Source organism: Armatimonadota bacterium (genome assembly GCA_039679645.1).
GTDB lineage: Bacteria > Armatimonadota > UBA5829 > UBA5829 > UBA5829 > UBA5829.
Map to the genome: position 1 here is coordinate 64,091 of JBDKUO010000039.1, position 14,156 is coordinate 78,246.

The following is a 14,156-nucleotide window of genomic DNA, read 5'->3' on the forward strand; positions in this document are numbered from 1 at the left end:
ACACCTCAATTACTTAAAACGGCCACCGCTTAGACTTTGGCCTGCTGCTGTTTTTGCCTATCTCGATCAGCTCAGGCACGGTCACAAAGCGATAACCTTTCTTTCGCAGTTCCTCTATTATCAATGGTGTCGCCGCGACATCCTTCCACCTGCTGGGGAATGAACCGTCGTGCGCCAGTATCACGGCCCCTGGGCGTATATGTTGAATCACGCGCTTGGCCATTGCCTCGGGTGTCGGCGCATCATGATGGTCTGCGCATACTGTCCAGAGCACAGTGCGATAACCTTCCTCTTCAGCGATAGTAAAGACCATTCCGTCAATCATCCCGCGCGGCGGCCTGAATAGATGTGCGCGCTTGCCGGTCATTCGCTCAATTACATCCTCGCACTTTTCGAGTTCTTTTATTACCTGAGCCTGGGTATTGGCTTCTATGTTGCGCGGATGCGTATATGTGTGGTTTGCGATCACATCGCCCTGTTCGAGCACGTCCTTCACCACGTCGGGGTACTTCTCCATGTCCCGGCCTATCATAAAAAATGTAGCCTTGACATTATACCTTTTCAAAATAGCCAGTATCTCGGGAGTGTATTTGGGGTGCGGGCCGTCGTCATAAGTGAGAGCGCAGACCTTTTCCTTGGTCGGGACCCTGTATATTACCTCGCCTCGCCATGACTGCGTGCGCACTTCCTTGTGCGCGGTCGATATTACCAGCAGCACTATCAGTATAAGCTCGAAGATCGTGCGAAAGATGCCGATATTTCTCCTCATTTGCCCCTCATCATCTCGTCGATGGTCACAAACTCATAACCCTTGTCTTTCAGGGTTTGAATGACCTTCGGCAGGACATCTATAGTCTCCTTCACGCCGTCATGGATGAGAATAATCCCGCCCGGCTCTACCTTTTCTATAATGCGTTGTGTGATAACGTCAGCGCCGGGGCTCGCATAGTCGCCCGGGTCGTCAGTCCAGAGAATCAGCTTGTAACCCAGAGCCTCTGCCACTTGAGCCACGTTGTCATTATAGTCGCCGCCGGGTGGACGAAACAGATGCGGCGGCCTGCCGATTATCTTACTCAAGACAAGCCCGCAGGCCTTTATCTCCGTGGCTATGTATCCGCTGGGAATCTTGGTCAGATTGACATGATGATATGTGTGGTTACCCACATTATGGCCGCCGCCGACTTCGGCTTTGACCAGAGCAGGGTTACGTTCCGCCAACTCACCGACAAGAAAAAACGTTGCTTTTATGTTATATCGCCGCAGTATTTCGAGTATCTTGGGTGTGTATTTCGGATGCGGGCCGTCATCAAATGTAAGGGCAACCTGCTTTTTTGCCGGGTCGCCGCGCATCAGCAGCGTCCGCGCTATTCCTCTCGATAACTCCTCGTTGTGTTGAGCGATAAGCTCCGGCACACTTTTGTATGCCTCTGTGCGGGCATGGACCCAGTAAGTATCATGCTCCCTGGCATCTACCAGCAGCGGGTTCGCAACCACCGGGACAGCTTTCTTCTTGGCAAATGCATTTACATTCGACAAAACAAATAGCATGCATATAAACATGCATACTGCGGTCAATCTATTTCTCATTCTTTCTCCGTCAGACTCTCAGATATATACGCTTATGGTGCAGCCATAACAAAATCAGCCACCAGAATGCGAGGTAAGAGATCGTGTACAGCCATCCGCCCGCGATCTTGCCTGTATGCATGGTAAAGAAGCGAAGGAACGCCGTCTGTATTGAAAGCGTTGACCCATTGTGGCAGGTCCAGTGCCATTCCCACAATACAAACACTTTAACCATGATCGGCAGCACATACGCAACAATCGCGTTGGACCCATAGACAACAAGCGGGAATGCCCATGCTTTCCATTCAAGTACATCGATCATATAGTATAGCACACCCAGCACGCCACATGCCCATCCCGCTGTAAACAATATATATGATGGCGTCCACACAGGCTTGTTAAATGGCAGATCAATATTCCAGAGCAGCCCCAAACCCGCGAGAACCAACCCGCCGGCAAGCAGATATACTACTTTGCGCACAGGGCGAATATTCTCGCGGCGCAGCATGTCGCCGACTGCGGTGCCGATCAGCACCAACGCTGAGGTTGGTATAACTGAGATCAGACCACTCAGGTGATATGCTCCCAGATACACATCGTTTATGTGCTTGATGATATTCTGGCTCTCGCTGAAGACTCCCGAGCCCACACCCGGAATCGGCACAAACCTGATAAGCGCCCAGTGAGCCATCAGGAATGCGGCAGCAATGACAAGCCTCCAGACTGTCGGCAGCGAATATAACAGCGCCGCTGCGAAAAACGCCAGACCGATCAATTGCAGCACTCCAAGATCGAATAAGGGCGTCTTTGCAATGCTTGAGTCTATCAGGCAGCCGAGAAAGACCAATGCCAGCATTCGGTTACATGCCCTCATATAATAACGAACAGTAGAGAGGCCCTTTTTCTTGTGTGAAGCAAATGCATAGGGTATTGCTACCCCGACTATGAACAGAAACCATGGAAACACCATATCGGCGAAAGTCACACCGTTGTTCCAGCGCGCATGCTGAAGATGGCTTGGCGTAGCAGTATCCAGGGCAATGTTGTTAACCAGCAGCATGCCCAGTATAGTAAGTCCGCGAAATGCATCAAGTGATACAAGGCGTCTTTGTTGAGAGCCAATCTGTTGCTCCAACTTATGCAATATCCTCTCTAAATCGGATCACATTTATTTTACGTGTTTTTGCCCTTATGTGATCCTGTATTTTGAAAAAACCATGGAACGCCATGCATTTCATTAGTGTATTATTAGATAGGGGGTTTGTTTTGGATACATGCGCACAAAAACAAATTGGCGGCAGGTTTCTCGCGCTGGACGCTCTGCGCGGCCTGAGTGTTTTTTTAATGCTGCTGGTCAACAATTTCGGCGTCGGGCCGGATACGCCCAAATTTCTGATGCATGCACAGTGGTCGGGCGGCGTTCGACTTGCGGACTTCGTATTTCCCTGGTTTTTGTATTGTGTAGGAGTTGCGATACCGTTTTCAGTCGCATCTGCACGAAAACGGGCTGTGCCGGTGTGGAGATATGACTTACGCTCGGTCCGACGTGTTATATTGTTGATTGCATTGGGAGTGCTGGTAAGCAGCGCTGCTGAGCACGGCTTAGACTTCACACTCGGCACACTGGCCCTCATCGGACTCTCATATGCAGCCGGATCACTGCTTTATGATCTCCCTGCCCACAGAAGAGCGATTATTGCACTATTGATGCTGGCCGCATACTGGGTTGTGATCAAATTTTTGCCTAACCCGGGTGTGCATGCAGGCGCATTTGACGAAGGGCGCAACATCATCCACCACATCAACCAAAAATATCTCGCCCCGTTAAATCTCGATGGTCTTCCACTGGTGATCCCGACATCAGCTCTTGTGATGATCGGCAGTCTGATAGGTGACCTTACACGAACGGACAGAATCAGCCGGAATTGCAAGGCATCCGTTTTGGCCGGATGCGGTGCCGCGCTCGTCCTGGCTGGCTATCTCTGGAGCTTCAGCATACCGTTCAACAAGCCGCTGTGGACGTCATCATACGTGCTTTTTGCCGCAGGCACGGCGACTATTATGCTAGGCATCTTTCACTTTGCAATTGATATGCGGGGCAGGAAAATCTGGGCATACCCGCTTTTGGTTTTCGGATCAAATGCGATAGTAGTATATGTAGCGCCTATAGTTTTCAAATCGCTGGTGCTGCATCCCGTTCATATAAGCACAGGCGGCTGGCTGCGCTCCCTGGGCTATGCAGCATTCTGGTGGATCATACTATGGGTGCTTTATAGAAAGAGGCTCTTCCTGAAAGTATGAGCCAATTGCAAAATTGTCCGCTGTCTTTTTTCGCTTATTGTAGGAGCAGGAAAATCGGCGAAAAAGAAATCCCGTGCTACAATACAATCATAATGAGCGTATAACTGAACTCACTCGTAAATGCCGGTCGCACAAAATATTTACGGCGCGAGAGATGACCCTCGCGCCGTATTTGACTATTCACCCGCTGGAGGCTTTCATTAAGGGTAGTATGTCAGGTCCGATTTTGTCCTGGGTCTTACTGCTCTAAGCGTTGAACCTTTATCCGACACTATAGTAGATATACCAGTCACAACAGCCAGCTTTCCAATTGGCGGAGCAGGCGCATCATCCGGCAGATAGACCCTCACATCATTGAGAGACCCGTCATTGATCAGCATATATGGGCGATTACCTTGAATAACTTCTTTCACCTTTCCCCAAGTAGTCACCAGCAGACCAACGTTATTGAGCCCGCCAGCGGATTTCCATTTTTTTACATGCTTGCCGTCCGGACCGGTCACAAGTTCCCAACCCCATACTCCCGGCTGACCCTCAAATGTGCCTCCTCCAAGAGCCGAGTTGCTCATAGACAGCGGTTTTACCTCTGCGGCCACGGCTTTTAATACAGCCACTTTCGGGTTCATGATCTCGCGCTCTATGCCGGTAGTTGTAGTTATACCTTCGATATTTACCATCTGTCCCACGCTTACATTCGGAGAAGATGTCCTGACTTTAATCCCTGATATGCGATTAACGTCCTGCACATAGAATCCGTCGTCAAAGACAGCCGTCACCACCACTCCCGACACTTCTACAAGTACTCCGCTGCCGAGTTTTTTTGCCTCGCTGATGCTTACAGGCGGGTCTTCTTCCTGGAATGCTCCCATGTTTTGAGGACCGTCCGCAGGGTCACCCGCTCCAATCAAAGGCGAGCCGACGGCCAGCCTGTGATTGCAGTTAGTCCCGGGAGCCATAAACTGCGGGTCTAAAGCAATGTTGGTTAATGGACAAATGAGCGGAATTGGAGATGCGCTTGTCGGGTCAGGCAGACCCACAAACTGAGTTGCCGAGTTGCTGTAGAAATCTGAATATGTAATCCAGCACCATGGCTCGGTCGTCACGGGATCTGTCCCGCTGGTGAATATCGCTCCACCTTTTTGCGTCGAAACGGTATGTCCCGCGGTATTATTGGCCAGTATAGAGTTTCTTAATCTGAAGTTTGTGTCCGCCGCGTATATTCCGCCTCCCTGTCCTGTTGAGCCGTCGGCTCTATTTGATACTATGGTGAGTTTGTTCAATGCTGCATTCGATTCGCTATCCAGATATATTCCGCCGCCTTTGCCATCGCCGGTACCATTGCCTGCTGCGATATTTGGCTCCGACACACAGCCTATCAGGTTTTGGATTATCCTGGTAGCCGAACTGCGCGCTGCGATTCCGCCGCCATAAAACGCGTCGTTGCCCTGGATTCTATTTGCAAAAATATACGGTGAGCCCTGTTCGGCATATATTCCACCTCCGTAACCGGCATATGAAGCGACACCCGCAGCGGTATTGTCATATATGGTTGTGTCTCCGCTGAGGAGAGTCGCTGGAGGAGGTGTCAGGCCGTCACCTATAATCGAGGAGCTGTCATATATGTATACGCCTCCTCCCAGAGCAGCGGTGTTGTCGTTTATCCGACAAGTAGAGACATCGGCATATTCTTTGTATATACTAATGCCGCCGCCGAGTTCGGCCTTGCCGTTTGTTAGTCTAAACGTGTCGAGCACGGTGGAAGTGTTGTCGTAAGCGGTCTTTAGTGGCTCGACAAGATATCTGTCCTGCGGTAAATGCGCAATGACTGCGCACGAATCGAACCCGTTGCCGTCAATAGTCGTCTGATTATTATTGAAATCGCGCAGCGGATACGGGTTTGGCGAATCAGTGGGTGCAACAGGTTTGCCGGACCATGCCCCATATACCGCAACCCCATGCCAGATTAAAATATTCTGGTAATAGGTCTTGGTTGCCGGACCGCCGCGCACCCAGACAGCATAGTTTTGTGTCCATCCTGCCTGATTGTGGCTGTCAGCGGCGTCAATTGCTTCTTGAATTGTTTCGAATGCGGTATCCCATGTCGTGCCGTCACCACTTATCATATGGCTTGCGTCAACATAGTAAGCCAGAGGATTCGCGCCGGTTGAAAGCGGTGTGCAGGCGTCTCCTTTGCCATCGCCATTTGAGTCAAGCTGATCCGGGTTAGCAGCGGAAGGACAGTTGTCGTATATATCGGCAATTCCGTCGCCATCCAATGTGTCGCTTTCCGAAAAAACGGTCGGGTCAGAGTCGATGATGTCAGCGCCGCCGTCATTGTCCTGGTCACAGAACTCATCAGCGCCTATGTCTATAGCTCCACCTACTACTCTGGGTTCGCCGTCTATATCAGACGACCCCGCTGCAGATGTATTGTAGCCTGCGTTTTTGGCAGGAGAACCATAGGTGAGGTGCAAATCACCATCATATTTGTCGTAGTATTGCGGGTCTTTCATAATATTAAAGTCTTTATTGATCGCAGGGTTAGTGCTGTAGAACGGAAAACTCAACCCGAATATATCTCCACCCGCATTGTGCCAGAGCAGGTTATAATTGAAGCTGACCGACATCCCGTCATTAACGACCGCCGTCCCGCGAGATTGAGATATTATATTATTGAGGATGTTCGCAGGACCGGAACCTGAGAGGTATATCGCCGCCCCGAAGCCATATGGACGGTCGGTATCGGTGACCAGACCGGCATTGGGCGTGACTGAATTGCCGTAGAATGAATTGTTGATGATATTGGGAGTGCCCGGGTTTTCAAAAGCGATTGCTCCACCATAAGAGGTCTCAGCATCACCCGTGCCGAGAGCGCCGCAGTCGTAGAACATATTATTCCTGATCTGCGCATCAGCGCCTATGCTATATATTGCCCCTCCGTAGGAGTAGCATGTTGCAACGCTCCCCGCTTTTTTTGAATAGCATAAGCTAAATTTGGAACGCTGTATTGTAATGCCGGGGCCTCCTTGGGCATATATAGCGCCACCTTTTGCAGTCCCTGAGTTGACAGTATCGATTTTGGCGACGTTCAAATAAAAAGTGCAGTCCGATACTATGAGTGTGGATCCATTCACATAGATAGCGCCGCCGCTTGCGTTCGGATTACCTATAGAATCGATAGCATAATTGTTCGTGAATTTTGTATTGCCTACTGACAGATAGCCATCGTCCGCATAAATACATCCGCCATAATGTGAAACGTTGCTAACAAATTCGCAGTTTGCCACTATAAGGCTGGTGCCGGTGGCCGTTTTTATCGCTCCGCCAATCGACGCAAAACCGTTTGCAATCGTAAAACCGTCTATTCGGTTTGTACCGGAGGTTGTGAAAATACTGATGGTGGCGACAAGCGGATACACCCTTGTCGGCGGAGTGAACACTCGATTGTCCAAGTCAAAGGTATTCGGGTCTTCGTTTCCGTCAAATCCGCCGTAGACCTTCACACCGGCAGGCACAGTGATATTCTCCACATATGCCGGAACAGGGACTGTGTTCTTTGCAACCCAGACAGTCTTATCGCTCTGTGATGCAGCAAGCGTTGCTCCCGCTTGGATAGTGCGCTTTGCCTGCGCCCAACTCAAGCCTGTGTTTATGACGTCATTGCCTGTTGTTGAGACGAAGACAACCGCCCTGGCTGGCATGCAGCATGAGAGAATCAGAGCTGAGAAAATAAGGCGTACGTAAGCTTTCATCCTTTTCTTCCTCCATAATTAGCAATAAGCGGCCCGAAATTCTCAACCACAACCGTCTGCCGGGTTGTGACTTTTCCACCCGAGTGTTGAGCTTGTATTCGCCTGCATTTTCAGCATATAATGACTAGCAAGCATCTATATTGGTAACACCATACCCAGATTGCTATGGTCAGATAAACATGATGTTTTGTTGTTGACACCTGATGCACGCTTGGCTTAATAACTGTCACTTAAAGCGCAGGTGTGTAAAGCTTACGTTCAAGAGGGGTAGATCGCTTTCGGGTGTGCCTGCGTTTGATAGTTGACACCTTTCTACTTGTGCAACTATAATCTTTCCAAGAGATGTATAGAAGAGGAGTTGTGGATGCTTAGAGCACAGGACTTTTTCGACCTCGAAGATTTTGAGTTCAAATCGCTGTTTGACAATTGCGAGTTCGTATGGGAGGCACTCTCGAAAGTCGGCAGGATTGCGCTTGAACATATAATGAGTGTCGACGGCGACAACACGATCTTCGGCAGGGTTATGAGCGGGGCATTTGTTGATGACCGCAACGCTGTTGTGATAGGCGAGGGGACCGTGGTAGAGACCGGCGCGTTCGTGCAGGGTCCGGCCATCATAGGCAAAAACTGCCAGATCCGCCATGGAGCCTATATTCGCGGCGATGTCATCATCGGGAACAACTGCATTATAGGTCATACGTCCGAGCTTAAAAACGCGATTATGCTCGATTATTCGCAGTGCCCGCATTTCGCGTATGTCGGCGACAGCATCCTCGGCAAGAGAGTGAACCTTGGCGCTGGGACCGTGCTCTCTAACCTGCCTGTGGTGAGTGTAAAAGATCAGAAGAGCGGTAAGCGGCCGTCCATTAAAGTTGAGATCGACGGAAAAGTCTACGATACGGGTCTATCCAAGTTTGGAGCGATAATCGGCGACGGCAGTCAGACGGGCTGCAACGTAGTCACGAACCCCGCATGCCTCATCGGAAAAAATAACCTTATATACCCCGGTGTCTCACTCAAGAAAGGCTACTATCCAGACGGCAAGATAATCAAGCTGCAGCAGGACTTGACCATGGAAGATAGACACGCCTAAACGAATCAGGATACAAAAGCATGAAATGGCCAATTGTTAAGCCTGTTATATTTTGTATTCTCATAGTGTTCACAGGTATTTCAGCGTTTGGGCAAGTTACCTCTGGCAGCGATGGTTGGGTGCCTGTTGGTTCCGACAAAATGTTGCCGCTGCGCGCTTTGATGTCATATGCGGGCGGTAAATGTATCCATAACGGCAATCAGTTGATCTGCACGATAGGCAAGCAAGAGTTAAAGTTGCGAATCGCAAGCAAGAATATTTTCCTTGATGGGCAAATAAAGCAACTTGACTGTGAGACCACTGAAATCGATGGTATAACATATGTTGCCGACAGCATTTCTCATGCTATTGGATGGACATATATACCCACTACCACAGGCTTTGTTCTACATAACCCCTCCTTAAAAAAGAGTTTGGTAATTACTCGACGCCGATGGAGTGTCGAACCGATTGCCGGCAGTGATGCAACGAAAAAGGTTGGAGTATGGTATATCACTTCATTCTATCCGAAAGGTCAAGGGCCATACCACTGGGATGATGTTGTTGCCAGAGGAGCGGACATGCCTTTGGGTGGCCCATACATACTAAGTGACCCTGATGTTATTAAGCGGCAAATCAGTCAGATGCATGAGTGCGGTATTGATTTCATCTTGATGGATGATACTAACACTGTTTGGGTAGATAATAGCCTTGTTGATAAGAACATTCGCGCATGGTTTGATTATATGGATAAGTTGCCGGGCGATGAGCGCATTCCTATTGCTATTGCATCTGGTGGTGAATTGAACCAGCATACAGATAAAAACTCATGGCTAAAGGCAGTGGACTATTTGTATGATACATATGCAAAACGTCCCTCTTATTTATATGAGAATGGAAAACCTGTATTGCATTGGTATATCGAAAAAGATGTCTGGCCGGAATGGCATGATGAAAGGTGGAATATAAGGCGAACGTATCATTTCTTCCGGACACAGGATCAGGTTGCCAATGGTGGTTGGGGTTATGGTTCTGATGAATACCCCCGGTGTATAAAAGAGTGCCTGTCATTTCATCCTGGGTGGAACTTAAGTCCTCCCGGGCATAAGCGTGAAAGTGGAGATTTTTACAGGCAAAGATGGATGAACGCTTTGAGGTGTGAGCCGGAGCATGTTCTCCTTAGTGATTGGAATGGTTGGAACGAGGGTACGGCGCTGGAAGACTCGAATTCATGGAAAGACACATACGGCGACACTGCACCACCTTGGTACCGCTTACTGACTCAAGGATATGTTGCCGCATATAATGGAAATCTCGTAGACGGCTTTTACTATAGAGATGAGTCACAGCCACATATTGTATTGTGGACCAACGGTGAATTAGAACCTCAAAGTGAGTATCCTCACAAGATACCAGTTATTTCTCTTCCTTCAGGAATGCTCGATCGGTTGGCAAGATCGAATCTCAGCAAGTAGTATCCTTAGTCAGGTTGTTGGCAATGCTTTCTCTCGTCATCTCTACAAAATACTCATGCACACGGGTATCCGCCGTAAGTTCGGGGTGAAATGAGATAGCCAGGCAGTTATCCTGCCGCACCATTACAGCCTCACCAGATTCCAGACATGCCAGCGCCTGAGCATTCCCAGAGACCTTTGTTATTTGTGGAGCACGAATGAATATAGCACGTACCGGTCCGCCTTTGAGGCATTTTATATTGAGGTCGGTCTCGAAACTATCCAACTGCCGGCCATAAGCATTGCGGCGTACGGATGTGTCCATCAGACCCAGCCGGTGCTGGTCGCTGCCCTCGATATCCTTTGAAAGCAGGATCATGCCGGTGCATGTGCCGAATACGGTCATTCCGTCGGCGACGCGCTTCCGTATCGCCTTATCCACACCATAGCGGTCCATCAGCTTGCCGACAGTCGTGCTTTCGCCTCCTGGGATAATCAGTCCGTCGCACCAGTCATTGATGTCCTGGACTGTGCGGACGATCTTTGCTTCGACGCCGTCAATCATTTGCAGCATTTCGAGGTGTTTCTGATAGTCGCCCTGCAGCCCGAGCACACCTATGCGCACCGGGCTGGGGCTATATGAATCCTTGATGGTGGTTTTGCTATCCAATACTACCGAGCACATGACTTACCAGCCTCTATTTGCCATACGGTCCTTCTCATCGAGCTGGCGGATGTCCAAACCTTCCATTGCCTTGCCCAGGCCCTTGGAAAGCTCGGCGATAAGCTTGAAGTCCATGTAATGGGTAGTGGCGTCTACGATTGCCTTTGCGCGCGGCGCAGGGTCTTCGGACTTGAATATACCGGACCCGACAAACACCGCCTCGGCTCCAAGCTGCATCATAAGGGATGCGTCAGCCGGGGTTGCGATTCCGCCTGCCGAGAAGTTGGGCACGGGGAGCTTGCCTGTCTTGTGAATCTCTACGACCAGGTCATACGGCGCGCCCAGGTTCTTTGCCTCAGCCATCAGTTCGTCCTCGCGCATATTCTGGATCTTGCGCATGTGAGATGTTACTGTGCGCATATGCCGCACCGCTTCGACTATATTGCCCGAACCGGCCTCGCCCTTGGTGCGGATCATGGCAGCGCCCTCGCCGATGCGCCTCAAGGCCTCACCGAGGTCTCTGCATCCGCATACGAACGGCACTTTGAATAGATGCTTGTCGATGTGGAAAGACTCATCGGCTGGTGTGAGCACTTCGCTCTCGTCGATATAGTCGACACCCAGCGCTTCGAGGACCTGAGCCTCGGCAAAGTGGCCTATACGAGCCTTGGCCATCACAGGGATGGTGACGGCTTTCATAATTTCCTGGATCACGAGCGGGTCGGACATTCGAGCGACTCCGCCCTCTTTGCGTATGTCGGCAGGTACTCGTTCGAGAGCCATAACTGCTACAGCTCCGGCGTCTTCCGCGATTTTTGCCTGCTCTGCGTTGGTAACGTCCATTATTACGCCGCCCTTGAGCATTTCTGCCAGGCCGACTTTAGTTTGCCATGTGGATTTCTGCTGTTCACTCATCTGAGAATCACCTTTATTCTTTGTGTGGGAAATACACACACATTATAGCAGATGCATTTCACTGACGCCACCTGATATGACAATTGGTTTGATGGTTGGAGAGTTTGATCGTGTATCGCAGCAGCAGGTTTCTCGGTCTTTCGGGATTTGAGGAGTGCAGAATAGCCTATAGCCTAGAAAATAGGTGTTGAACCGCTCCGGAAATCCCGAAACAAGACCACCTATGAGTTTCAGGATTTCCGCTTCGCTCAAATCCTGAAACACCAACCGCCAACCCCCTCCGGTCCCTGACCCCCAACACCCGGCACCCAGAGAGAGTTCAGTTCTCCGGGCAACAAGCTTTATACTTCGCGGGCGAATGCCCCGAAGATTGGTCTTCTTTCAAGGCTGCCTAGGCACAATCGTATCCGAAGAATATTCGTGCGCAGAGAACTGAACTGATTCGGCACCCGTAAACTTTACAATCACCGCGCTCCACGATATACTTGACAAAAGCGGCGCGCTCAATATGCGCCGCTTCAATCACGTATATGGAGGATTGCGGTCGCGTTATGCGTCTGTTTAAGGGTATATTCGGCAAAGTCGATCAACTGCTCACCGGGCGGCGTCCGATCGATGATGAACTTTTTGACGATCTTGAGGAACTGTTGATCCAGGCGGATCTGAGTATTCACACGACCACAAAGCTTGTCGACTCTCTCAAGGATGTCACTCGCAAGGAGAAGCTCCACGAGTCCGACGAGATCAAGGACCATCTCAAGGCTCTGCTCGTCGATATTCTGGCCGAGGGGGACGGGCAGGGGCTCAGTCTTCCCGCGCACGTTCCGGCGGTATATATGTTTGTCGGGGTCAATGGAGTCGGCAAGACCACTACAATCGCGAAACTCGCAAACAGGTTCAAGAGCCAGGGCAAGCGTGTCGTACTTTCCGCGGCAGATACGTTTCGCGCCGCCGCTATAGACCAGTTGGAGATATGGGCGGACAGAATAGGTGTCGAGATCATCAAGCACCAGCCTGGAGCCGACCCGGGCGCTGTGGTCTTTGATTCGCTGCAGGCAGCAATTGCCCGCAAAGCCGATGTAGTGATAATCGATACTGCAGGCAGGCTCCATACAAAGACGAACTTAATGGAGGAGCTTAAGAAAGTCGGCAGGATAGTGAACAAGACCCTCGGTCGCGACGCGGACGAGACTCTGCTTGTTCTGGACGCGACGACAGGCCAGAATGCTGTCACTCAGGCCAGAGAGTTTATGAACATAGTCCCGTTGACGGGTATCGCGCTAGCCAAGATAGACGGCACTGCAAAGGGCGGCATCGTAGTTACGATCAAGGACGAGTTGGGGCTGCCGATCAAGCTTGCAGGCTCCGGCGAAGGTGTCGATGACCTGGAAGACTTCAATCCTCAGGCATTTGTGGAGGCACTGTTTGAATAGCGGCGCCGGTGACTCTAATATATATCTAAGCGTAATCATACCTGTATATAACGAGCAGAACAGGATCGGAGATTCGCTGATCGCTGTAGAGTCTTATCTCAAGAATTTCGGCAAGTCGTATGAGATAATTCTGGTCGATGACGGCAGCACGGATAGCACGCTCGATATTGTAAGACAGATAAGTAATAGCGGTAGATTGACCCGGATCGTCAGTTACCGGCAGAATATGGGCAAGGGCTATGCTGTCCGCCAGGGTGTGTCTGCCGCGCGCGGGGAGTATATAGCCTTTACCGATGTAGATTTATCCGCTCCAATAGACCAAATCCCCAAACTCTTTAGTGCCCTCAAAGATGGTTATGATGTCGCGATAGGGTCGCGCGCAGTCAAGGGCGCGGAAATTCCTGTCCACCAACCCTTATATCGCGAGCTTGGCGGCAAGACGTTAAATCTGATCATACGTATGCTTGCTGTTCGCGGAATCAAAGATACGCAGTGCGGATTCAAACTATTCAGGGGCGATGTCGCCCGCGACATTTTTTCGCGATGCTTCATAAACGGTTGGGGTTTTGATGTTGAGGCACTCTACCTCGCAAGAAAACTCGGCTATACGGTAGCTGAGGTCCCCGTAAAGTGGTCCCATATGGAAGGCTCCAAGCTTCACCCGTTCAAGGGAGCCCTAAGAGTGATCGCAGATGTTATCCGCATGCGCTTGCGAAGCTGATTCCGATATAACGGGACTTTCAAACACTGTTATTTGATCTGCTGAACTATTTAAGCAAAAGGCATATTTGTGATACAAACTGGGTCCACAAGGGTAAGTATGTTACCTGTAAATTAAGTATTTTCTTGTAAACTGCCGATATATATTGACAGAAGAAGACCGTGTGTGTGATAATACCAGCTAGTCTTAAGTTTTTGCGAAATTCCGAGGATGTGGTGAAGTAATGGGCATTGCCGGCAGATCGGTGCACTATGGGAGGGTAGGTTGGAGGTTTTACA

Annotated in this window: 11 protein-coding genes; 5 read left to right on the plus strand and 6 right to left on the minus strand. The window is 50.2% G+C overall.

Going from position 1 to position 14,156, the window contains the following annotated elements; translation table 11 throughout:
- Positions 1-13: 13 nt before the first annotated feature.
- The 3 genes from ABFD83_08195 to ABFD83_08205 are packed head-to-tail and all read right to left on the minus strand — an operon-like array spanning position 14 to position 2,701.
- The gene (locus ABFD83_08195; GenBank protein MEN6357046.1) at positions 14-769 is read right to left on the minus strand and encodes a polysaccharide deacetylase family protein; all 756 of its coding nucleotides are present in this window, start codon (positions 767-769) and stop codon (positions 14-16) included.
- Positions 766-1,587, minus strand: coding sequence for a polysaccharide deacetylase family protein (locus tag ABFD83_08200; GenBank protein ID MEN6357047.1), 822 nt, complete (start codon positions 1,585-1,587; stop codon positions 766-768). The genes ABFD83_08195 and ABFD83_08200 overlap by 4 nt, the downstream gene beginning before the upstream one ends.
- A 10-nt stretch (positions 1,588-1,597) precedes the next feature.
- The gene (locus ABFD83_08205) at positions 1,598-2,701 is read right to left on the minus strand and encodes a DUF5009 domain-containing protein (protein ID MEN6357048.1); all 1,104 of its coding nucleotides are present in this window, start codon (positions 2,699-2,701) and stop codon (positions 1,598-1,600) included.
- 131 nt (positions 2,702-2,832) lie between these two features.
- Between ABFD83_08205 and ABFD83_08210 the strand changes: the two genes are divergently transcribed.
- Entirely contained in the window at positions 2,833-3,867 is a 1,035-nt protein-coding gene (locus ABFD83_08210) for a DUF5009 domain-containing protein (protein ID MEN6357049.1), read from the plus strand.
- Positions 3,868-4,067: 200 nt separating this feature from the next.
- Here the strand turns inward: ABFD83_08210 and ABFD83_08215 are convergent, their stop codons facing one another.
- Positions 4,068-7,619, minus strand: a complete 3,552-nt coding sequence (locus ABFD83_08215; GenBank protein MEN6357050.1) for a choice-of-anchor Q domain-containing protein — start codon at positions 7,617-7,619, stop codon at positions 4,068-4,070.
- A gap of 364 nt (positions 7,620-7,983) precedes the next feature.
- Between ABFD83_08215 and ABFD83_08220 the strand changes: the two genes are divergently transcribed.
- Together ABFD83_08220 and ABFD83_08225 are read left to right on the plus strand one after the other, a co-directional pair.
- Complete coding sequence (locus ABFD83_08220; protein ID MEN6357051.1) at positions 7,984-8,712, plus strand: glucose-1-phosphate thymidylyltransferase; 729 nt, start codon at positions 7,984-7,986, stop codon at positions 8,710-8,712.
- A 20-nt stretch (positions 8,713-8,732) separates the two neighbouring features.
- Positions 8,733-10,166 (plus strand): stalk domain-containing protein, encoded by a 1,434-nt coding sequence (locus ABFD83_08225; protein MEN6357052.1) that lies wholly within the window; start codon positions 8,733-8,735, stop codon positions 10,164-10,166.
- On the opposite strand, the gene pdxT is transcribed toward ABFD83_08225, so the two are convergent.
- Positions 10,156-10,815, minus strand: coding sequence for a pyridoxal 5'-phosphate synthase glutaminase subunit PdxT (pdxT, locus tag ABFD83_08230; GenBank protein ID MEN6357053.1), 660 nt, complete (start codon positions 10,813-10,815; stop codon positions 10,156-10,158). The two genes, ABFD83_08225 and pdxT, sit on opposite strands and share 11 nt — an antisense overlap.
- Positions 10,816-10,833: 18 nt before the next feature.
- The gene (gene pdxS / locus ABFD83_08235) at positions 10,834-11,724 is read right to left on the minus strand and encodes a pyridoxal 5'-phosphate synthase lyase subunit PdxS (protein MEN6357054.1); all 891 of its coding nucleotides are present in this window, start codon (positions 11,722-11,724) and stop codon (positions 10,834-10,836) included.
- 551 nt (positions 11,725-12,275) lie between these two features.
- On the opposite strand from pdxS, the gene ftsY reads away from it, so the two are divergent.
- Positions 12,276-13,157, plus strand: coding sequence for a signal recognition particle-docking protein FtsY (gene ftsY / locus ABFD83_08240; GenBank protein ID MEN6357055.1), 882 nt, complete (start codon positions 12,276-12,278; stop codon positions 13,155-13,157).
- Entirely contained in the window at positions 13,150-13,878 is a 729-nt protein-coding gene (locus ABFD83_08245; GenBank protein ID MEN6357056.1) for a dolichyl-phosphate beta-glucosyltransferase, read from the plus strand. Before ftsY ends, ABFD83_08245 begins: the two co-directional genes overlap by 8 nt.
- The last annotated feature ends 278 nt before the right edge of the window (positions 13,879-14,156 follow it).